Source organism: Nonomuraea sp. NPDC050733 (assembly GCF_040654215.1).
Classification (GTDB): Bacteria; Actinomycetota; Actinomycetes; order Streptosporangiales; family Streptosporangiaceae; genus Nonomuraea.
In genome coordinates this window covers 167,052-186,955 of sequence record NZ_JBFAHO010000004.1, presented here as the reverse complement: position 1 = coordinate 186,955, position 19,904 = coordinate 167,052, and the positions used below count along the sequence as shown (strand labels likewise).

The 19,904-nt window shown below is 72.3% G+C and carries 25 protein-coding genes and 1 pseudogene; 12 read left to right on the top strand and 14 right to left on the bottom strand.

Going from position 1 to position 19,904, the window contains the following annotated elements:
* Window positions 1-55: 55 nt before the first annotated feature.
* On the top strand, window positions 56-1,339 hold the full coding sequence (locus AB0H64_RS10490; RefSeq protein WP_357622554.1) for a cytochrome P450: 1,284 nt from the start codon (window positions 56-58) through the stop codon (window positions 1,337-1,339).
* A gap of 39 nt (window positions 1,340-1,378) precedes the next feature.
* On the opposite strand, the gene AB0H64_RS10485 is transcribed toward AB0H64_RS10490, so the two are convergent.
* Window positions 1,379-1,549: a DUF3073 domain-containing protein gene (locus AB0H64_RS10485; protein ID WP_357622553.1), complete on the bottom strand. Its 171-nt coding sequence runs from the start codon at window positions 1,547-1,549 to the stop codon at window positions 1,379-1,381.
* Between the two features lie 86 nt (window positions 1,550-1,635).
* On the opposite strand from AB0H64_RS10485, the gene AB0H64_RS10480 reads away from it, so the two are divergent.
* From AB0H64_RS10480 to AB0H64_RS10470, 3 genes are all read left to right on the top strand, one after another.
* On the top strand, window positions 1,636-1,968 hold the full coding sequence (locus AB0H64_RS10480) for a metalloregulator ArsR/SmtB family transcription factor (RefSeq protein WP_357622551.1): 333 nt from the start codon (window positions 1,636-1,638) through the stop codon (window positions 1,966-1,968).
* A gap of 51 nt (window positions 1,969-2,019) precedes the next feature.
* Window positions 2,020-2,898, top strand: a complete 879-nt coding sequence (locus AB0H64_RS10475) for a 1,4-dihydroxy-2-naphthoyl-CoA synthase (RefSeq protein ID WP_357622549.1) — start codon at window positions 2,020-2,022, stop codon at window positions 2,896-2,898.
* Between the two features lie 156 nt (window positions 2,899-3,054).
* Window positions 3,055-3,969, top strand: a complete 915-nt coding sequence (locus tag AB0H64_RS10470) for an aminoglycoside phosphotransferase family protein (RefSeq protein WP_357622548.1) — start codon at window positions 3,055-3,057, stop codon at window positions 3,967-3,969.
* A 3-nt stretch (window positions 3,970-3,972) separates the two neighbouring features.
* Here AB0H64_RS10470 and AB0H64_RS10465 read toward each other — a convergent pair whose 3' ends face one another.
* Entirely contained in the window at window positions 3,973-4,503 is a 531-nt protein-coding gene (locus AB0H64_RS10465; RefSeq protein ID WP_357622546.1) for an HPP family protein, read from the bottom strand.
* Window positions 4,504-4,626: 123 nt separating this feature from the next.
* Between AB0H64_RS10465 and AB0H64_RS10460 the strand changes: the two genes are divergently transcribed.
* Window positions 4,627-5,124: a CGNR zinc finger domain-containing protein gene (locus tag AB0H64_RS10460; protein WP_357622544.1), complete on the top strand. Its 498-nt coding sequence runs from the start codon at window positions 4,627-4,629 to the stop codon at window positions 5,122-5,124.
* 17 nt (window positions 5,125-5,141) lie between these two features.
* Here the strand turns inward: AB0H64_RS10460 and AB0H64_RS10455 are convergent, their stop codons facing one another.
* The 3 genes from AB0H64_RS10455 to AB0H64_RS10445 form a co-directional block, all read right to left on the bottom strand.
* A complete protein-coding gene (locus AB0H64_RS10455) occupies window positions 5,142-6,053 on the bottom strand; it encodes an NADP-dependent oxidoreductase (RefSeq protein ID WP_357622975.1) in 912 nt (303 codons plus the stop codon).
* A gap of 113 nt (window positions 6,054-6,166) precedes the next feature.
* Window positions 6,167-6,634, bottom strand: coding sequence for an NUDIX domain-containing protein (locus AB0H64_RS10450; protein WP_357622543.1), 468 nt, complete (start codon window positions 6,632-6,634; stop codon window positions 6,167-6,169).
* Window positions 6,635-6,655: 21 nt separating this feature from the next.
* On the bottom strand, window positions 6,656-7,522 hold the full coding sequence (locus tag AB0H64_RS10445) for a 4-hydroxy-tetrahydrodipicolinate synthase (RefSeq protein WP_357622541.1): 867 nt from the start codon (window positions 7,520-7,522) through the stop codon (window positions 6,656-6,658).
* Between the two features lie 71 nt (window positions 7,523-7,593).
* On the opposite strand from AB0H64_RS10445, the gene AB0H64_RS10440 reads away from it, so the two are divergent.
* Window positions 7,594-8,463 (top strand): LysR substrate-binding domain-containing protein, encoded by an 870-nt coding sequence (locus AB0H64_RS10440; protein ID WP_357622539.1) that lies wholly within the window; start codon window positions 7,594-7,596, stop codon window positions 8,461-8,463.
* Between the two features lie 42 nt (window positions 8,464-8,505).
* Here AB0H64_RS10440 and AB0H64_RS10435 read toward each other — a convergent pair whose 3' ends face one another.
* The 3 genes and pseudogenes from AB0H64_RS10435 to AB0H64_RS10425 all read right to left on the bottom strand — a co-directional run bounded on the left by AB0H64_RS10435 (window position 8,506) and on the right by AB0H64_RS10425 (window position 9,866).
* Window positions 8,506-9,471 carry a serine hydrolase gene (locus AB0H64_RS10435; protein ID WP_357622537.1) on the bottom strand — a complete coding sequence of 322 codons (966 nt, stop codon included), beginning with the start codon at window positions 9,469-9,471 and terminating at the stop codon, window positions 8,506-8,508.
* 28 nt (window positions 9,472-9,499) lie between these two features.
* Window positions 9,500-9,658: pseudogene (locus AB0H64_RS10430) on the bottom strand (DUF4143 domain-containing protein); the annotation flags it as partial.
* Window positions 9,582-9,866, bottom strand: coding sequence for a DUF4143 domain-containing protein (locus AB0H64_RS10425; protein ID WP_357622535.1), 285 nt, complete (start codon window positions 9,864-9,866; stop codon window positions 9,582-9,584). The gene AB0H64_RS10425 and the pseudogene AB0H64_RS10430, both read right to left, overlap by 77 nt.
* Here AB0H64_RS10425 and AB0H64_RS10420 point away from each other — a divergent pair.
* The 3 genes from AB0H64_RS10420 to AB0H64_RS10410 are packed head-to-tail and all read left to right on the top strand — an operon-like array spanning window position 9,802 to window position 11,457.
* Entirely contained in the window at window positions 9,802-10,137 is a 336-nt protein-coding gene (locus tag AB0H64_RS10420) for a hypothetical protein (protein WP_357622987.1), read from the top strand. The two genes, AB0H64_RS10425 and AB0H64_RS10420, sit on opposite strands and share 65 nt — an antisense overlap.
* A 30-nt stretch (window positions 10,138-10,167) precedes the next feature.
* A complete protein-coding gene (locus tag AB0H64_RS10415) occupies window positions 10,168-10,839 on the top strand; it encodes a hypothetical protein (RefSeq protein ID WP_357622533.1) in 672 nt (223 codons plus the stop codon).
* The gene (locus AB0H64_RS10410) at window positions 10,840-11,457 is read left to right on the top strand and encodes a hypothetical protein (RefSeq protein ID WP_357622532.1); all 618 of its coding nucleotides are present in this window, start codon (window positions 10,840-10,842) and stop codon (window positions 11,455-11,457) included.
* Here AB0H64_RS10410 and AB0H64_RS10405 read toward each other — a convergent pair.
* Window positions 11,426-12,865, bottom strand: coding sequence for an MFS transporter (locus AB0H64_RS10405; protein ID WP_357622531.1), 1,440 nt, complete (start codon window positions 12,863-12,865; stop codon window positions 11,426-11,428). The genes AB0H64_RS10410 and AB0H64_RS10405 overlap by 32 nt on opposite strands.
* A 42-nt stretch (window positions 12,866-12,907) precedes the next feature.
* Window positions 12,908-13,630 (bottom strand): class I SAM-dependent methyltransferase, encoded by a 723-nt coding sequence (locus tag AB0H64_RS10400; RefSeq protein ID WP_357622529.1) that lies wholly within the window; start codon window positions 13,628-13,630, stop codon window positions 12,908-12,910.
* 128 nt (window positions 13,631-13,758) lie between these two features.
* Between AB0H64_RS10400 and AB0H64_RS10395 the strand changes: the two genes are divergently transcribed.
* Window positions 13,759-15,132: an LCP family protein gene (locus AB0H64_RS10395; protein WP_357622527.1), complete on the top strand. Its 1,374-nt coding sequence runs from the start codon at window positions 13,759-13,761 to the stop codon at window positions 15,130-15,132.
* 22 nt (window positions 15,133-15,154) lie between these two features.
* On the opposite strand, the gene AB0H64_RS10390 is transcribed toward AB0H64_RS10395, so the two are convergent.
* Complete coding sequence (locus tag AB0H64_RS10390; protein WP_357622526.1) at window positions 15,155-15,646, bottom strand: tetratricopeptide repeat protein; 492 nt, start codon at window positions 15,644-15,646, stop codon at window positions 15,155-15,157.
* Window positions 15,647-15,713: 67 nt separating this feature from the next.
* On the opposite strand from AB0H64_RS10390, the gene AB0H64_RS10385 reads away from it, so the two are divergent.
* Both AB0H64_RS10385 and AB0H64_RS10380 read left to right on the top strand, forming a co-directional pair.
* Complete coding sequence (locus AB0H64_RS10385; protein WP_357622525.1) at window positions 15,714-16,646, top strand: ATP-binding protein; 933 nt, start codon at window positions 15,714-15,716, stop codon at window positions 16,644-16,646.
* Between the two features lie 85 nt (window positions 16,647-16,731).
* Window positions 16,732-17,118: an SCO5389 family protein gene (locus AB0H64_RS10380; RefSeq protein ID WP_310707855.1), complete on the top strand. Its 387-nt coding sequence runs from the start codon at window positions 16,732-16,734 to the stop codon at window positions 17,116-17,118.
* 87 nt (window positions 17,119-17,205) lie between these two features.
* Here AB0H64_RS10380 and AB0H64_RS10375 read toward each other — a convergent pair whose 3' ends face one another.
* From AB0H64_RS10375 to AB0H64_RS10365, 3 genes are read right to left on the bottom strand one after another with little or no spacing between them, the layout of a single operon-like run.
* Entirely contained in the window at window positions 17,206-18,204 is a 999-nt protein-coding gene (locus tag AB0H64_RS10375; protein ID WP_357622524.1) for an LLM class flavin-dependent oxidoreductase, read from the bottom strand.
* 10 nt (window positions 18,205-18,214) lie between these two features.
* Window positions 18,215-18,886: a ribonuclease HII gene (locus tag AB0H64_RS10370; RefSeq protein ID WP_357622523.1), complete on the bottom strand. Its 672-nt coding sequence runs from the start codon at window positions 18,884-18,886 to the stop codon at window positions 18,215-18,217.
* Between the two features lie 58 nt (window positions 18,887-18,944).
* Complete coding sequence (locus tag AB0H64_RS10365; RefSeq protein WP_357622521.1) at window positions 18,945-19,880, bottom strand: LysR family transcriptional regulator; 936 nt, start codon at window positions 19,878-19,880, stop codon at window positions 18,945-18,947.
* Window positions 19,881-19,904 lie beyond the last annotated feature (24 nt).

Here is a 19,904-nt window from a genome sequence, read left to right as displayed (position 1 = left end):
ATGCTACAGATATATACGAGCGTGTATGACGTACGTATATATAGTGAGGTGCGACATGATCCCACCCGGACCCCGGCTTCCGGCCGCAGCCCAGACCGCCTGGTTCATGGCCGACCCCGTGGGATTCTTCGAGAGCTGCCATCGCCGCCACGGCCCGGTCTTCACCGCGCGCTACCTCGGCTTCCCGCCCGAGGTGTACGTCGCCACCGGGGAGCTGGCCGAGCAGGTCTACCGGACCGACCTCGGCGGCGGCCTGGCCGGCGAGGCCCGGCGTGACTTCCTCGAACCCCTGGTCGGCGCCCACTCGGTGCTCACACTGGACGGCGACCCCTGGTGGTCCCACCGCAAGCTGCTGACCCCGCCGCTGCGCGCCAGGCAGGTGGCGGGCTACCACGACGAGATCACCGAGATCGCCGCCGAGCGCATCGCCGCCTGGCCGCTCGGCCGGCCGTTCGCGCTGCGCGGGCGCATGCAGGAGATCACGCTGGAGGTGATCCTGCGGCTGGTCTTCGGCATCAGCGACGCCGCGCGCCTGGACCGGCTGCGACGGCTGCTGCCCGAGCTGCTGCACGTGAGCAGCTCGATGACGGTCGCGATGGCGCCGCCCCGGCTGCGGCCCGCCATGGGGCGCGTGCCGTTCCTCCCGTACGGGCGGTTCCTGCGGCTGCGGGCCGCCGTCGACGCGATCCTGTACGACGAGATCGCCCGCCGGCGCGCGGAGCCCGGCGGCACCGACGTGCTCGGCCGCCTCCTGGAGACGGAGCTGGGCGACGCGGAGATCCGCGACGAGCTGATCACCATGCTGCTCGCCGGGCACGAGACGACGGCCACCGGCCTGGCCTGGGCCTTCGAGCGCCTGCTGCGCCTGCCCGCCGTGCTGGAGCGCCTGCCGGACGACGAGGAGTACCTCGACGCGGTCGTCAAGGAGGTCCTGCGCGTGCGGCCGGTGGTGTACGAGGCGCCGAGAATGCTCGACGCCCCGCTACGACTGGGCGGCTACGAGGTGCCCGCCGGATGGTACGCCGGACCCAGCATCCCGCTCGTGCACCATGACCCGGCGGTCTGGGACGAGCCCGAGGAGTTCAGGCCCGAGCGCTTCCTCGGCGGGCACCAGCACGCCCGGTCGTGGATGCCGTTCGGCGGCGGCAGGAGGTTCTGCGTCGGGGCGCAGCTCGCCCTGCTGGAGATGCGCGTCGTCATCCGCGAGGTGCTGCGCCGCCTGGACCTGTCGGTGACCGATCCGGCCCCGGAGGCCAGGCGGCTGAAGAACGTCACGCTCGCGCCGGCCAGGCACGCCCGCGTCACCGCGCGGGCCCGTGCCCGTGCGCGCACCTGGTGACCCGCGTGACCCGCCGCGAGGGAGCAGTCCGGACCCGCCTCAACGGGCGGGCTCGGACTCCTGCTCGGACGACGTCACCGGATGCATGTCGTCACGCCTCGAGTCGACGCCGAGCTCCTCGCGCAGCCGGTCGTAGTCGATGGTGTGGCTGGTGTACTTCAGCTGGCGAGCGACCTTTGTCTGCTTCGCCTTGGCTCTTCCTCGGCCCATGGCAACTCCCTAGTCCCCGCTGTCATCCTAGCCAACAACGTTACGACTTGAAGAATTATGCAAGTGAACTGGATTAGTCTGTCACTATGCACGTGGAGGTCTACCAGGCCAAGGCCGACTTCTTCCGCACTATCGGCCACCCCGCTCGCGTCCGAGTGCTGGAGCTGCTGCAGGAAGGACCACTCCCCGTAAGGGATCTCCTGGCCCAGATCGACATCGAGGCGTCGAGCCTGTCCCAGCAGCTGGCGGTGCTGCGCAGGGCCGGGATCGTGAGCGCCATCCGCGAGGGCAGCACGGTCGTCTACACACTCGCGACCCCCGAGCTGTCCCAGCTCCTCGACACCGCCCGGCGCATCCTCACCGACATGCTCGCCGACCAGGGCGAGCTGCTGGCGGAGCTGCGAGCCGAGGTCACCTGACCCGCTCACCTGAACGGGGCGGCACGAAGGGGTTCGGTTAGGCTCTGGCGCATGGTCTCCGAGCTGTTCGATCCCAAGGCGTGGCAGGCGGTCGAGGGATTCGACTTCACCGACATCACCTACCACCGGGCGGTCGACCAGGGCACGGTCCGCGTCGCGTTCAACCGCCCGGAGGTGCGCAACGCCTTCCGGCCGCAGACGGTCGACGAGCTCCACCGCGCGCTCGACCACGCCCGGCAGACCACCGACGTCGGCTGCGTCCTGCTCACCGGCAACGGCCCGTCGCCCAAGGACGGCGGCTGGGCGTTCTGCTCGGGCGGCGACCAGCGCATCAGGGGCAAGGACGGCTACCAGTACGCCGACGGCTCCCCCTCCACGGGCCGCCTGCACATCCTGGAGGTGCAACGGCTCATCCGGTTCATGCCGAAGATCGTGATCTGCGTGGTGCCCGGCTGGGCGGCCGGCGGCGGGCACAGCCTGCACGTCGTGAGCGATCTCACACTGGCCAGCGAGGAGCACGCCCGCTTCAAGCAGACCGACGCCGACGTGGCCAGCTTCGACGGCGGCTTCGGCTCGGCGTACCTGGCCCGGCAGGTGGGCCAGAAGTTCGCCCGCGAGATCTTCTTCCTCGGCGACACCTACTCGGCGGCCGACGCCCACCGGATGGGCATGGTCAACGCCGTGGTGCCGCACGCCGAGCTGGAGGCCACGGCCCTCGACTGGGCCCGCAAGATCAACGGCAAGTCGCCGACGGCGCAGCGGATGCTGAAGTTCGCCTTCAACATGATCGACGACGGGCTCGTGGGGCAGCAGGTCTTCGCGGGCGAGGCGACCCGGCTCGCGTACATGACGGACGAGGCGGCCGAGGGGCGCGACTCGTTCCTGGAGAAGCGGGCGCCCGACTGGTCGCCGTTCCCCTGGCACTACTGATCCAGCCGGCCGCCGTCACCAGCCGCCGGTCCGGGCGCGCCGCACGCGCGCGACGAGGGGGCGCCCCGGCACGCGGCCCTTCGGCTCTGCCTGCGCTCCCTCAGGAAGTCGATCGCCCCGGACCCGTGACCCGCACCGGTGGTACAGGCTGGGGCGATGCAGATCGTTGTGCCGGAGGCGCTGACCGCGCTGCATGTGAAGTTCGACGGTGAGGCCGGGCGGGCCTGGTCGGCTGGGCTGCCCGCGCTGGCCGAGCGCTACCTGGAGGAGTGGGGGCTGCGCCTCGACGGCGGGCCGTGGCACGGCATGGTCTCGCTGGTGCTGCCCGTGGTGCGCGCCGACGGCACGCGGGCCGCGCTCAAGCTCCAGCCGGTCACCGACGAGAATTCCAGCGAGGGCCCCGGCCTGCGCGCGTGGGCCGGGCGCGGCGTCGTACGGCTGCTGGAGGAGGACCCGGGCACGGGCACGCTCCTGCTCGAACGGCTCGACGCGGACCGGCCGCTGTCGTCCGTGCCCGACGACATGGAGGCACTGCGAATCCTGACGGGGCTGCTCGGGCGGCTGGTGGCCCTGCCCGCGCCGCCGGGGACGCGGCGGCTGGGCGACATCGCCCGCGGCATGCTGGACGACGTGCCCGCGACCGTCCAGGGGCTGGCCCGCGACGGCGACCGGGAATGGGTGGACACCTGCGCGGCGGCCGTCGCCGAGGTGGCGGGCGAGCCGGGTGACCGGCTGCTCCACTGGGACCTGCACTACGACAACGTGCTCGCCGGCGACCGCGAGCCGTGGCTGGCCATCGACCCGAAGCCGCTCGCGGGCGACCCGGGGTTCGACCTCATGCCCGCGCTCCACAACCGGTGGGACGACGTCGTGGGCTCGGGCGACGTGCGGCGGGCGGTGCTGAGGCGCTTCGACCTGATGACGGATCTGCTCGGGCTGGACCGGCCGCGGGCGGCCCGGTGGACGCTCGGCCGTGCCCTGCAGAACACGATCTGGGACGTCCAGGACGGCTCCGACCGGATGAACGAGGTGCAGCTCGCCATCGCCCGGGCAGTGCGGGAGCGCGTCTAGCCGTCACAGCCAGTAGGCCGGGTACCGGTGGGCGGGCAGCAGCCGGCCGAGCAGCACGCCGCTGACGATCACGACGGCGCTGGCCACGGCCACCGGGGTCAGCAGGTACCACGGGGCGGGCGCAGTGAGGCCGATGAGGGCGGCGGTCGCGGTGGCCGGCGGGTGCGGGGCGCGCAGCAGCAGCATCGGAGCCGTGGTCAGCGCCGCGGCGACGGCAGCCGTCCAGATCGACGGCCCGCCCACCGCGGTCACGGCCAGAGCCACCACGGTCGCGCCGGCGTGCCCGAGGACGACGCTGCGGGGCTGCGCGAACGGCGCGGCCGGGGCCAGGGCCACGATGGCGGCGCTGGCCACGAACGGCAGCGCGAACAGCGCCAGCCCGCTCACGCTGGCCACACCGGCGAGCACCAGCAGCGCCGCGAGCGCCGCCCCGGTCGCCGTCACCACCGTGCGGACCGGCACCCGGGCGGGCGCCCGCGACACCATCCTGCCCCGGACGATCTCCGGTAACGCGTTCTCGCGCGACACGACCATGACGCCACTCCCTAACCACTCAAAACGCTTTGACCGGTTAAGTGATAGCATGGCAAAAGATAACCGGTCAAACCGCTTTGAGGGGTTAGCCAAATGAGAGTCCGCCCGCTTCGCGGGGAGCCCGTGGCGTTGGACCTGGTCAACACGGTGTGGATGGAGCACGGCGCGCGGGCCGACCAGCTCGACGACCTCGACGGGGTTCGTGCCTGGCTGTCCGACCAGGCGATGGCCGCCGGCCCGGACGCCGATCTGGAGGCGGTGCGCGACCGGCTCGTGCTGGCCCGCGAGGCCGTACGGGACGCGCTCGAAGGCCGGGGCCACACGGGCCTGAACGACGTGCTCGGCCATGGCGCGGTCCGGCCGGTGATGCGTGACGGCGAGCCGGACGAGCTGGTCGTCGTGGACGAGCCGGCCTGGCGCCCGGCGTGGACGGCAGCGGCGGCGTTCGTGCGGATGATGGGCGAGCGGCCGTCGCGGGTGCGCAGGTGCGCGCACCCCGACTGCGTCCTGTGGTTCCTCGACGTGAGCAAGAACGGCAGCCGCCGCTGGTGCTCCATGGAGGGCTGCGGCAACCGCGCGAAGGTGGGCCGGTTCAACCAGCGGCACAGGACCACCGGCTGACCGGCCCCTGCCGGGGATCAGCCGACGGTGAGGGCGATCTTCCCGCGGCCGTGGCCCGTCTCGATCTCCCGGTGCGCGTCCGCCGCCTCCTCCAGCCGGTACGTCCGCCGGATCGGGAAGAGCAGCCGGCCCGAGGCGTACTCCGCCGCGTACCGGCCGAGGCGCTCGGCCGTGCGCTCACCTCGCGTCACCTTGATGCCCAGCTCGGCGGCCTTGCCGTGCTCGACCAGTGTGAGGACGCGGGCGCGATCCTTGACCAGCTCCAGCGAGACGTCCACGGCCACCCCGCCGGCCCCGTCGAGGGCCGCGTCCACGCCGCCGGGCGCGAGCGCGCGAACCCGGTCGGCCAGGCCGTCGCCGTACACGACGGGAACGGCTCCGAGGGAGCGCAGGTGCTCGTGGTTCTCCTCGCGGGCCGTGCCGATCACCGTGGCGCCCCGCCACCGGGCGATCTGCACCGCCGCCGTGCCCACCGCGCCGGCCGCGCCGTGGACGAGCAGCGTGTCGCCCTCGCCCACCGCGAGCCCGTCCAGCGCCAGCTCCGCCGTCTGCACGGCCGCGGTCAGCGCGCCCGCCACCTCCCACGGGACCCCGCCGGGCTTGGGAGTCACGTGGGCGGCCGGCACGACGACGTACTCCGCGTACGCGTTGAGCAACGAGAACCCGAGCACCTCGGCCCCCGGCTCGACACCTGACACACCCTCGCCCACCTCGTCCACCACACCCGCGAACTCGTTGCCGGGCACGCGCGGCAGCCCGCCGGTGACACCCGGAGGGGTCCAGCCCCGCCGGACCGCCGCGTCGAACGGCTGCACGCCCGCCGCCCTCACCCGCACCCGCACCTGGCCGGGTCCGGGCTCGGGCAGCGGCACCTCCATGACCTGGAGCACCTCGGGCCCGCCGGGGGTCGCGAACGCCGCTGCTCTCATCGTTGCTTGGCTCATGGGGCGACAGTGCCGCCTCAACCACGCTTGAGGTCAAGCGATGTTTTACGTGAAACATGCTCCAGGTGCAGGCCGGCGAACCTGTCACGCGGCCGGCTTCACCAGTCGAGAGTGACGGGCCGCTCGGGCCGTACTCCTTGGAGCAGGTCGTTCAGCAGCACGGCCAGCCCGGGTGGGAAGACCCGCTCCGTGGTCGCGTCGAGCTCGGCCGCGGTCCACCATCGGTGCCCGAACCCGTCGTCCCCGGCTCGGGGCACTTCCACCGCCGGGACCCGGGCGAAGAAGTACGTGTGCACGGTGTAGTAGCGGCTTCCCTCGATCGACCACTGTCCCGCGTTGACGGCCACCGGCTCGCCCAGGTCTTCGGGTGCGAGGACGAAGCCGGTCTCCTCGTGAACCTCTCGGCGAGCCGCGTCCGCCACCGATTCGCCCGGTTCGATCCCGCCTCCGGGCAGGTGCCATGCGGGCTCGCATGGCCAGGGATCGGGTGGGACGAAGCGGAACAGCAGCACGCGGTCGCCGGGGCCGGCGAGGATGACGCGCGCCGTGGGGCGATTCGTGATCATTCGTCCGAGAGTAGCCAGCTCTCAGCCCAGCAGGGCCAGGGCCGTCGTGACCGAGGGCTCGCTCGCGGGCAGCAGGGGCAGCCGGACGTCGGGTGTCGGGATGAGGCCCTGGGCGTGCAGGACGCCCTTGGTGACGACCGGGTTCGGCTCGGCGAACAGGGCGGCCGACAGCCGGGCCAGGCGATGGCCGAGGTCCCGTGCCCGCGTCACGTCGCCCGCGCTCCAGGCCGCGGCGAGGTCCGCGAAGTCCGCGGGAGCGAGGTTCGCCGAGGCCATGATGCCGCCGGAGGCGCCCGCCGCGAGCAGCGGCGAGATGACCGCGTCGTCGCCGCCCAGCACGTCGAAGCCCTCGGGCAGGTCGCCGAGCAGGTCCAGGACGTCCTGGTCCACGCCGCCGGTCGCGTACTTCACCCCGGCGATCATCGGGTGCCCGCCCAGGTGACGCAGCGTGGCGGCGCCCACGGCCTGACCGGTCCGGTAGGGGATGTGGTAGATCACCAGCGGCACCGGCGTCCCGTCGGCCAGCGCCTCGAAGTGCGCCACGACGCCCCGCTCGGAGGGGCGCAGGAAGTACGGAACGGTCACCAGCGCGGCCGTGACGTCCGGCGGCAGCTCCTCCAGCGCCGCGAGCACCGAGCGGGTGTCGTTGCCGTTGACGCCCACGGTCAGCGGCGCCTCGCGCTCCCGGCAGACCTCGGCGCACACCTCGACCACCTGCGCGCGCTCGGCCGGCGTCAGCGCCGCGACCTCGCCGGTGGTGCCGAGCGCGACCAGGCCGGACGCGCCCTCGTCGAGCACGCGGCGGGCGAGCTTGTCCAGCGCCCCGGCGGCCACCTCCCCGGTGGGGGTGAACGGCGTGACGAGCGGTACGTGGATTCCCTTGAGCATGCTTCGAGCCTGGCCCGGGTCCGTACGTCAGGTCCAGTTCGGATTCGTGCGGTTGAGCCTAAGCTGGACTGATGCTCGACCCTCGGAAGCTGCGCCTGCTTCGGGAGCTGGCCAGGCGCGGCACGATCGCCGCCGTCGCCGAAGCCGTCATGTTCACCCCGTCGGCGGTGTCGCAGCAGCTCAGCGCGCTGGAGCGGGAGGCGGGCGTGCCGCTGCTGCGGCGGACCGGCCGCGCCGTCACGCTGACCCCGGCCGGTCGCCTGCTGGTGGAGCACGCGCAGGCCGTACTGGAGGAGCTGGAGCGCGCGTCGGCGGCGCTGGCGGCCGTCCGGGGCGAGCCGTCGGGGCCCGTGCGGATCGGCGCGTTCCCGACGGCGGCCCGCGCGCTGATGCCCGCCGCGCTCGCCGAGCTGGCCCGCGCCTGCCCGGCGCTGGAGCCGATGGTGTCGGAGATCGACCCCGCCGACGTCTCCGGCGCGCTGCGGGCGGGCGAGCTGGACGTCGCCCTGGTCCACGAGTACGACTTCGTGCCGCCGGAGGCGGACCCCGCGCTGGCCACGGAGCCGCTGTTCGCCGAGTCCATGTACCTGACCGGCCGGACGGCGCTCGCCGACGCCCGCGACGAGCCGTGGATCACCGGCAAGCCCGGCACGCTCTGCCACGCCATGACGATCCGGGCCTGCCAGGCGGCGGGGTTCGAGCCGAGGGTGCGTCACCAGGTGGACGACTTCGACACGGTCCTCGCGTTCGCGGCGGCCGGGCAGGGCGTCGCCCTGGTGCCGCGCCTGGCCGCGCTCGCCCCGCCGCCGGGCGTGACGCTCACCGAGCTGCCGCTGAGCCGCCGCACGCTGGCGGCCTTCCGCAGGGGGTACGGCGGCCACCCGGCGATCGGGGCGGCCGTCGCCGCGTTCCGTGCCGCGATCGCGCACCTCCCCGTGTGAACCCGGCGTCCGAGCTGTGCGCCGCCGGCGTCCGGCCCGGTGTCAGTCCTCCCTGAGCACCTCCTCCAGCACCACCGCGGTGCTGGACTGCTCGGCGGCGTCGTACTCGCCGGCCGTGACGCCCACCACCAGCCGCCGCTCGGGGACCACCACGATCCGCTGCCCGCCGTTCCCGGTCGCGCCCACCCACTGCCCCGGGCTCACGTACCACTGGTAGCCGTACGCGTAGCCCTCGGAGATCTCGACCCGGGGCCGCAGCACCTCGCCGATCCACCACTCCGGCACCAGCCCGCGCCCGCCGTCGAGCACCAGCGACCCCAGCGCGGCCAGGTCGCGCGGCCGCAGCCGCAGCCCGGCGGCGGCGAGCACGACCCCGCGGTTGGCCGTCCACTCGAACCGCATCCCGAGCGGCCCGAACAGCCGTTCCCGCGCGAACTCCTCCAGCGGCACGCCCGCCCCGTCGGCGATGAGCTTGCCGAGCAGCGCCGACGCCCCACCGCAGTAGTGCCACCGCTTCCCGGGCTCCTCCACGACGGGACGCTCCAGGACGTACCGGTAGCGGTCGGGCGCCTCCTCCATGGCCAGCTCGCTGTTGGCGGTGCTGGTGTACGGCACGTTCTCGTTCCAGTCCAGGCCGAGGGTCATGGTCAGCGCGTGTTCCACCGTGAGGTCCTTCCTGGCCTCCGCCAGGTCGGCGTACGCGGGGAAGGCCGGTAGCAGCGGCTCGCCGGGGCCGGGCACCAGGCCGTCGCCCAGGGCGATGCCGTACAGGAGGGCGACTACGCTCTTGGTCACGGACCGGATGTCGTGCAGCACGTCCGGCCCGAACCTCACGTGCCCCAGCGGCTCGCCCAGCCGGAAGTCCTCCCCCTCGCCGTACCGCTCCAGGACCACCCGGCCGTCCCGGACCACGACGAGCCCGTGCAGGCCCGGCGCCTTCCCGGCCGCCAGCAGCCCGTCGATCCGCTCGGCGATCTCCATGCGCTCCTCCTCCGAAGCCGTCGTCACGAGAACAGGCATACCGCCTGACACGGTGTCAGGCACAAGCCGCACCGCCAGACCGGTCAAGGCTCCAGCACCCAGAGAGCGGCGCGGCCTTGACCTCAATGCCGACCACGTCACCGGAGGCGTGCTCCAGTACGGCGTCCACCTCGACCTTGTCGCGGTTGCGGTAGTGGAGGAGCTGTACGGGTTCGTCGGCCCACGTGAGCTGCCGGGCGATCTACCGCGAAGTTCTCCAGCAGAGGACCGACCGGAGCGAGCGGATCCAAGGCGCGCTCCGGTACGAGCCCTGTCAGCCTGCCACCGAGGCCAGAGTCCACGACCAGCAGCTTCGGCGTGACGATCGCCCGAGTTGTGGCGTTGGACGACCAAGCGGGAATCCTCTTGATGACGATAGGCATCGGGGAGGTCCTTGAGGTCGAGGAGACGCGCGGACCCGGTCAGCAGGAAGCGTCCAGGACGCGGATCCCGGTCGACCTCTCTTTTGATCGGCAGCAACAGCTCTGGGGCCCGCTGGATCTCGTCGACCAACAGCAGATCATCATGTCTACTGCCGGTGCCCGCGCGCCTGCGCGGATGGGCGAGCTCGGCCGGTTGACCGATGCCGACTGCGATTTGTTGGAACAATTGGAAGGAATAACCCGACAGATCCCAAAAATGTGCTCATACTAGGAGGCAGCTGGCCCCCTACAGGAGCACCTCATGCGGAAGACGCCCCCTCGCATGACGCCGGAGGAGGAGCCGCCGGCGAGCCAGTTCCTCCAGCTCGCCGCAGTCGACTTCACCGGCATCTACGCCGTCCACCTCGCCGCCAAGGACGAGCGGCTGAAGATGACCAGGTTGGGGATGAGCCTGCTGTCCGGCCCCTTCCTGGCGACCATCGCGCTCATCAGCGCCAAGGTGGTGGACCCGCGCGCCCTCACCTCCTGGCACACCGTGCCGTGGTACCTGTTCGCCCTGGTGACGGCGTTCGGGCTGCTCACCGGGCTGCCGTTCCTGCGGCTGATCGAGGCGGTCAACGCGCACGCCCGCACGGCACGGGCGATCAACAACTTCCGGCTCCTGTACGCGACCCGGCTCAAGGACGAGCTGGCCTGGTCGCCGAACCTGCCGGTCGACCCGCGCTACCCGGAGACGTTCGCGCCGCTCGCCTGGCCCGGGATCAACGTCATGATGCTGGCCGTCGCCGACAGCGCCTACCTGGTGGTCGGCGTCACCGGCCTCAGTGGCCAGGCGCCCAACGCGGTGCTGCTGAGCACGAGCATCGCGCTGGTGGCGCTGGTCCACTACTCGGTCTACTACGTGCGCTGCAACGTCACGAGGCGGCGCCGCCTGCCCCGCAATCCGTACGAGTTCCCGAACATGGAGACGTGAATGCCCGGCCCTGCGATGTGGGCGTCATGTGGGGAGGCGTGGATCTGGATGATGCGCCACGTGTGGACGGAGGGCGCGCTCGGCGACGACGACCGCGGCCCTGTCATGGAGGGGCCGCCCGTGCTCTTCGAGATCGCGCAGGTGCGGCGGGACGACCCGCTGCTGGAGAGGTACGGCGACGCGGACCGGCTCGCGCTCTACTGCCGCAAGTTCACCCAGGACACGGTCGTGCCCCCGTTCAAGTACAGCTACGGGGCGCGGATCCGGGGACAGCTCGGGTGGGCCGTGGAGCTGCTGCGCACCAAGCCGTACAGCAAGAGCGCCTGGATCTCGCTGACCGGGCCGGGCGAGCCGTACGACTCGGTGCCGTGCCTGAGCGGGCTGGCCTTCCGGATCCGCGACGGCGGGCTGGTGATGACGGCGGCGTTCCGGTCGCAGAACGCGTTCACCAGCTACCTGAACTACGTGCCGCTGTCGGACGTCCAGACCGGGGTCGCGCGGAGCCTCGGCCTGGACTGCGGTCCGATGCGGGTGTTCGTCGACGTGCCGCACCTCTACCTGTCCGACAGCACGCAGGTGCTGAGGGTCATGCGGCCGTGTCTACCGAAGCTGCTGTGAGCGGCGCGGCGATCTCCTCCAGGCCCTTCTGCTCGGCCTTGACCCCGAGGAACAGCTCCACGATCCCCGCGGCGATCATGATGACGGCGCCGATCGTGAACGCCAGCGCCGTGTCGCCCGGCACGCCGGTCGAGACCAGCCCGGCGAAGACCAGCGGACCGGCGATGCCGCCCGCCGCGGTGCCGATCGCGAAGAAGAACGCGATCGCCATCGCCCTGGTCTCCATCGGGAAGATCTCGCTGACCGTCAGATAGGCCGAGCTGGCGCCCGCCGAGGCGACGAACAGCACCGCGCACCAGCAGGCGGTCAGCGTGACGGCGGTGAGCATGCCCTGGCTGAACAGCCACGCGGTGCCGAGCAGCAGCAGGCCCGAGCCGATGTACGTGGCCGAGATCATCGGTACCCGGCCGACCGTGTCGAACAGCTTCCCGAGCAGCAGCGGGCCGAGGAAGTTGCCGACCGCGATCACGGCGAAGTAGTACCCGGTGTGCGTGTCGATCTTGTAGAACGTGGACAGGATCTGCGCGTACCCGAAGGTGATGGCGTTGTAGAGGAACGCCTGCCCGATGAACAGCGACAGCCCGAGGATCGTGCGCTTGGGGTAGAGCGCCACCATGGTGTGCGCGATCCGGCCGAAGCCGATCGACTTGCGCTGGTGGATGGTGACCGAGCTCTTCGGCTCCGGCAGGTCGCCGCCCACCTGCTCCTCGATCTCGCCGACGAGTTGCTCGGCCTCCTTGCCGCGTCCGTGGATGAACAGCCAGCGCGGGCTCTCCGGCACGTGCCGGCGTACGAGCAGGATGGCCAGGCCGAGCACCACGCCGAGGCCGAAGGCGACCCGCCAGCCGATGTTGACCGGCAGGTCGTTGAGCAGCGGCACGGTCAGCAGGGCGCCGCCCGCCGCGCCGAGCCAGTAGCTGCCGTTGATGATGATGTCGATGCGGCCCCGGTGGCGGCTCGGGATGAGCTCGTCGATGGCCGAGTTGATGGCCGCGTACTCGCCGCCGATGCCGAAGCCGGTCATGAACCGGAAGAGGAAGAACCACCAGGCGTTGAAGGAGAAGGCCGTCATGGCCGTCGCCACCAGGTACACGACGAGCGTGATGATGAACAGCTTCTTACGCCCGTACCTGTCGGTCAGCCAGCCGAAGAACAGCGCGCCCAGACAGGCTCCGGCCACGTACAGGGCGGCGGCGGCCCCGGCCACCTGGCTCTGGGTGATGTCGATGCCGCTGCCGGGCTTGGCGAGCTGGGCCGAGAGGTTTCCGACGATGGTGACTTCGAGGCCGTCGAGGATCCAGACGGTGCCGAGTCCGATGACGATCATCCAGTGCCAGCGTGACCACGGCAGCCGGTCCAGCCGTGCGGGCACCTTGGTGGTGATTGTGCCGGTATCCACGTCCCTCATGAAGAGAACCTGGTACCCGATCGGCGGATCGCAAACGTCGCCTCACACGGCGGTGAGGGGCTTGCGGGCCTCCAGCATCCAGGTCCTGAACCACGGCCCGCCGTACCAGAATCGCCAGCCGAGATCGCGCCGGCGGACCTCCACGACGCCGAGCTCCCGCAGCGTGTCCTCGTAGGCGGGCGTGTGCTGGAAGTCCGCGATGAGCATGAGCCCGCCGGGCCGCAGCACGCGGTGCGCCTCCCGGACGGCCTTCTCCCGGCCTCCGGCGTCCGGGATGTTGTGGATGGCCAGGCTCGACACCACCACGTCGAACGACTCGTCGTCGAACGTCAGCTCGCGCATGTCGCCGGTGACGAGGCCGACCGAGACGCCCTCGGCCTCGGCGTTGGCCCGGGTGACATTCTCGTCGTTGCCCGACTGGTCGCGTGAGCGCCACAGGTCCACGCCGGTGGCCCGGCCCTCGGGCAGCCGCCGCGCGGCGAGCAGCAGCACCGCCCCCCGCCCGCAGCCGAGGTCGAGCAGCCGCTCGTCGCCCTTGAGCCGCTCCAGCTCGGCCGCCCACACGGCGAACTTGCCGCGCCGGGTCGTGTAGAGGTAGCTGGCAGCGCTGGCCAGCGTGTAGAGACCCCCGAGGAGGAAGGCGATCCCGGCCGCCGGGACGTCCTGGACGAAGGACGTCACCGCCAGGACGAGCAGCGTGACGGCCCCGGCCACGAGGCCGAGCAGGGCCATCGGGGCGTCGAACCCGTAGCGTCCACGTCTCATACTCACGTTATATCGCAAGTATCAGTTGACCGGGAATTGGTACGACACTTCCCCTAAGCCGCCCTTATTCGACATCAAACCATCACTAACGTGGAGGACAGCTGCGCAAAACAGGGGGTTGACCAGGGATGACGAGCAGAGACCGTGGCTTCGGTCCCGGTGCGGCGATCGCGCTGACCCTGGGATCGGCGCTCCTGTGGGGCGTGGCGCATGTCGCCACGGATCGCCGCAAGACCGGCTTCGCCCTCATGGTGACGCACGTGCTGGTGCTGGCCGTGATCATCACCGCGGTGACCGCCTTCGGCACCAAGGTGCTGGCCCTGGCCGTCCAGCCCCTCTGGCTCACGGTCTTCTCGGTCGGGCTGGCCGCGCTCGCCCTCGCCTGGTCGGCCGTGATCGTCCGGTCGTTCGTGCTCGTCCGGCCGCGCCGGCCCCACCCCGTGGGGCGCGTCCTCACCGCGGCCTTCACCGCCGGGCTGTGCGCGCTCGTCCTGGTGCCTACCGCGTACGCGGCCCGGCTCGCCTACGTGTCGCACGACGTGGTCGACTCAATCTTCACGGCCGACATGACCCCGATCGTCGCCGACGACCCGTGGAACGGCGCCGCGCGGATCAACGTCCTGCTCATCGGCGCCGACTCCGCGCCCGGCCGCCCCGGCGTGCGGACCGACAGCATGACCGTGGCCAGCGTCGACACCGCGACCGGCGACACCACCCTGTTCGGCCTGCCGCGCAACCTGGAGCACGTCCAGATGCCGAGCGGCCCGGCCCGCCGGCGCTTCCCGCAGGGCTTCACCGGCAACGGCCCCGACACGCCCGGCCTGCTCAACGAGGTCTTCCAGTACGCCGAGGACTACCCGGAGACGGTGCCCGGCGTGCGCCGCGGCCAGCGCGGGCCCAGCCTGCTCAAGCGGACCGTCAGCGACATCCTCGGCATCCCGGTGAGCTACTACGCGATGGTCGACATGAAGGGCTTCGCCCAGATCATCGACGCCATGGGCGGCGTGAAGGTCACCATCAAGCAGCCCATCGTGTACGGCAAGTACCGCGAAGGGCTCCTGTCCGCAGGCACCCGCAAGCTCTCCGGCCAGGAGGCGCTGTGGTTCGGCCGTTCCCGTACCGACAGCGACGACTACGTGCGCATGGGACGCCAGAAGTGCCTGCTCTACGCCGTCGCCAAGCAGGCCGACCCGGTGACCGTGCTCAACAGCTTCGAGAAGCTGGCCGCGGCGACCAAGCGCGCCATCTCCACCGACGTCCCGCAGAACCTGCTGCCGCCGTTCATCGAGCTGTCGGACCGGGTGAAGCACGCGCGGATCAGAAGCCTGAGCTTCGTGCCGCCGCTGATCAACACCGCCGCCCCCGACTGGGGCCTCATCCGGACCAAGGTCGCCAAGGCGCTGGCCGACCGGCCCGCCGTGCGGGCCCCGGGACAGCCCAGGGCCGGCGCGACCGTCCAGGGCTACGACCGGCCGATCGCGCTGGACGCCGCCTGCCGCTAGGACGAGCCCGGCCGGGACGAGCTCAGACCGTCTCGTCCAGGTGGTCGGCGTAGTAGGTGATCGCCCGCTGGTACTGGCCGGCCCCCTCGGTGCCGGCCAGCACCTTGAGCAGCGTGGACACCGCCTCGCGCGCCCGGCCGGCGTTGTAGAGCGCCATGGACATGAACGTCCGCAGCCCCGGGTCCTCCGGGAACTCGGTCAGCCCGCGCCGGAACACCTCCAGCGCCTCGTCGTACCGCCCGAGCACTCTCAGCGTGCTGCCGTAGCCGGTGAACGCGCCCAGCCGGTCCTCGGGCTTGAGCCCGCCCTTCGACGACTCGCCCGCCAGCGCGCGCTCGTAGAAGGGCGCCGCCTCCTTCTCCAGGCCGAGCACGTCGTGGACCCACGCCGTCTGGTAGGCCACCTCGGCGTCCTCCGGGTGCCGCTCCGCCAGGCCGAGCAGCAGCTCGCGGGCCTCCTCGTGGCTGCCCTCTTCGCGCAGCCGCACGGCTCGCGCCAATTCGTCGTCGCGCATGGGGCCAGTGTGGCATGATGGGCGCCATCGAAAACGACAACGGTTTTCATCATCATCGGGAGCTATCGTGAGGGTGGCCTTCGTCGGCAAGGGCGGCAGCGGCAAGACCACGATGTCGGCGCTGTTCGCGCGGCACGTGGCGAGCCAGGGCGGCCCGGTGGTCGCCATCGACGCCGACATCAACCAGCACCTGGCCCTGGTTCTCGGCGCGGAGGAGCAGCCCGAGCCGCTCGGTGCCCGCCTCCCCGAGATCAAGGAGCACCTGCGCGGCGACAACCCGCGCATCCCGTCGGCCGACGCCATGGTCAAGACGACGCCGCCGGGGCGCGGGTCCCGGCTGCTGGGCTTCGACGACCTCGCCGCCTCGCCGTACGCGGTGACGACACCAGACGGCGTCAGGCTGCTGGCCACCGGCCCGTTCGGCGAGGACGACCTGGGCGTCGCCTGCTACCACTCCAAGGTGGGCGCGGTGGAGCTGCTGCTCAACCACCTGGTCGACGGGCCCGGCGAGTACGTCGTGGTGGACATGACGGCCGGGGCCGACTCCTTCGCCTCGGGGCTGTTCACCCGGTTCGACCTGACGTTCCTCGTGGCCGAGCCGACGCGGCAGGGCGTGGGCGTCCACCGGCAGTACTCCGAGCACGCCGCCGGGTTCGGCGTCCGTGTGGCCGTCGTCGGCAACAAGGTCCACGGGCCGGCCGACGTCGACTTCCTGCGCGCGGAGGTGGGCGACGACCTGGTGGCCTGGATGGAGCACTCGGCCGCCGTCCGCGCCATGGAGCAGGGCCGGCCGCTGGCCCTCGACGACCTGGAGCCGGCCAACTCCGACACGCTCGCCACGCTGCTCAAGCACGTGGACGCGCAGGAGAAGGACTGGGTGACGTTCGGCCGCCAGGCCGAGGAGTTCCACCTGCGCAACGCCCGTGCCTGGGCCGACGCGCGCACGGGCCTCGACCTGTCCCTGCAGATCGACCCCGGGTTCACCTACGGCCGCCGGTGAGCACACGAGTGTCCCCCTCCAGCCATCTGGAGTCTCACGCCGACGGCTCATAGCGTCGGTTCGATCCCCTTCGAGAGGAGACAGCATGTCGCTGACCGTTCCGAACGACCTGCTCGACCAGGCCAGGACCGGCGAGATCGAGGACGCGGCGTTCGTCGCGTGCGTCCGCGACTCCCTGCCCTACGCGTGGTCGGTGATCAGCGAGCTGGTCCAGCAGCGGGAGCGCGACGGAGCCGAGTTCGCCGACAACGAGGTGCCCCCTCCGTCGGAGGAGGCACGCGGCCAGCTCCTGCGGTGCCTGGCCAGCGACGCCATGCGCGGCGCGCTGGAGCGCCACTTCGGGGTACGGCTCGCGTTCCAGAACTGCCACCGGGTCGCGGTCTTCGACCCGGCGGCGACCGAGGCGCTGAGCGCGTTCGTCACGCCTCGGGCGCAGATCCTCAACCAGAAGCCCGAGCTGGTCGACTGCTGACCGGCGCACCGGCCGCGCGTCCGCCCACACGATGACGGCGGGCGCGTGGCCCCGCGGGATCGACGGCGGGCGCGTGGCCCCGCGGGGTCACAGTGTCGCCGCCCGGACGCGGGGCAGCACCTCGGCGCCCAGGCGGCGGACGTTCTCCACGGCCCGCCGGTGGTCGCCGATCCCCTCGACCATGAGGATCAGCCGCCGCACCCCCGTGGCCTCGGCCGTGCCGAGGATCGCCTCCACGCACCGGTCCGCCGACCCGACCGGATGCACCCGGGTCAGGAAGCCGGCGTACGCGGCGACGTCCCGGCGGGGCCCGGGCCGCCCGTCCACCGGCAGGTAGCCCGCCAGGCCGGGCTCCAGCCAGCGCGGCATCGCCTCCCTGAGCTCCCGGACGGCCTGCCGCGTCGAGTCCGCCACATGCCCCACGGCCGCCGCCACATGCCCGGCCGCTCCCGGCCGCGGCTCACGCAGGGCGTCGTACGCGGCCACGGCGGCGGCCTTCTCCCGGTCGTCCACGTGCATCCCGAGCAGCATCGGCAGCCCCCGCTCGGCGGCCAGCGCCAGCGTCGCCCCCGACGTGCAGGCCACCACCGGCCGCAGCGTCGCCGCGGGCACCATGGCCACCTCCCGGAACCGGAAGAACTCCCCCTCGGCCGACACCCGGTCACCCGACAGCGCCCGTACGAGCAGGTCCAGCGACTCCCCGAACCCCCGCTCGAACCGCTCCAGCCCGGTCCCGAACACCTCCAGGTCCACCCACGGCCCGCCCCGCCCGACCCCCAGCGTGAACCGGCCGCCCGACAGGTGGTGCAGCATGGCCGCCTGCTCGGCCAGCGCCACGGGATGCCAGGTGGACAGCACGCTCACCGCCGTGCCCAGGCCGATCCGCGAGGTGCGCCCGACGGCCACGGCGGCCAGCGTCGTCGCCGACGGGCACACCCCGTACGTCATGAAGTGGTGCTCGGCGATCCAGGCGTCGTCGAACCCGGCCTCCTCGGCCGCCACCACCAGCTCGACCGTGTCGGCCAGCACCCGCCCCGGGTCCCGCCCGGGGAAGCCGGCCGCCACCAGGAAGACGCCGACGCGCACCGGACCTCCTCTATCCGAACAGGCTGACCTGGCCCTCGCTCGCCGCCGGATCGCGGTGCCGCTTGAGGTGGCGCCACTGCGGCAGGTCGTCGAGGTAGGACCAGGACATGCGGTGGTGCTCGGTGGGCCCGAGCCGGGCCAGCGCCTCCTGGTGGACGGGCGAGGGGTATCCGGCGTTGTCGGCGAAGCCGAAGTCGTCGCAGCCGAGCGTCGCCATGTGCGCGTCACGCCTGACCTTGGCCAGCACCGAGGCGGCGGCCACCGAGACGCTGGCCGCGTCGCCCCTGACCTCCAGGCGCACCGGCCAGGGCGGGCCGATGTAGTCGTGGGAGCCGTCGAGGATGACCGCGCCCGGCCGTACCGGGAGGGCGTCGAGAGCGCGGCGGGCGGCCCGGCGCAGCGCCTCGGTCATGCCCACAGCGTCGATCTCCTCGTGCGTGGCCTCGCCGTAGCCGATGCCCGCGGCCCAGGACGGCAGCTCGGCGGCCAGCGCCTCGCGCCGGGCGGCCGTGAGCTGCTTGGAGTCGGTCAGCCCGGCGGGCGGCTCGGACAGGTCGGTGACGACCGCGCAGACGGTCACGGGCCCGGCCCAGGCGCCCCGGCCCACCTCGTCCACTCCGGCCACCGTGCTGACGCTGGGCTGGGAGAGCAGGAGGCGCTCGATGTCGTACGTCGGCGGCATAGCCGCACACGCTACCCGAATCGTCCGTAGTGCTCCGGCCTTCAGGCCGGAGAGCGCGTCAACGGTCGGCGAGGCGTATCGGGTCCAGGTCGGCCGCGATGTAGCGGGCCGCCACGTGCACGGCCCGCAGCGTCACCGACACCGACGGCCGGTGGACGCTCGACCCGCGGGCGACCGCGTGGACCTCCCGCCCCACCGGGTCGCCGGAGAACTGGCGCACCGCCACTCCCCGCACCCCCGCCGCGAGCGCGAGCGCCGGCACGGCGGCGATGCCCAGCCCTTTGGCCACCAGCGACAGGATCGCGCCCAGCCCCTCGAACTCCCAGGGCGTCGGCCGCGTGCCGCCCACGTCGGAGAGGAGCCGGTCCACGGCCAGCCGCGACGGCTCGCCGTCCGGGGTGGCCATCCACGGCTCGTCGCGCAGCTCGCGCAGGTCGATCGGCACGTCCGGGTCGGCCAGCCGGTGCTTGCGCGGCACCACCAGCACGAGCGGGTCGCGCAGCAGCGGGAAGACGCGCAGGTGCTCGCTGTCGCGCGCGCTGCCGTACCAGTCGTCGACCAGGGCGATGTCCACCTCGCCCGACTGCACCTCGCGCATGCCCCGGCCGGACCGGCTCTGCCGGAGCCGGAGGGTCAGCTCGGTGTGGCGGCGCAGGGAGCGGGCGAGCGCGGGCGCGAACGCCACGGCCGCCGTCGGGAAGGCCGTCACCACGACCCGTCCCGAGGGGGTGCCGGCGTGCGCGGACAGGTCCGACTCCGCCTCCTCGACCATGGACAGGATGCGCTCGGCGTGCGCCACGAGCCGGCGGCCCGCGTCGGTCAGCTCGGCGCTGCGCGCGGTCCGGTCGAGCAGCGCCGTGCCGGTCTCACGCTCCAGGGCGACGAGCTGCTGCGAAACCGCGGACGGGCTGTAGCCGAGCGACGCGGCGGTGGCGGCGATGCTGCCTCGTCGCGCGAACTCGCAGATCAACGTCAATCGCCGCAAATCGAGCATCGGACCTCCTTACGCCTACCCACG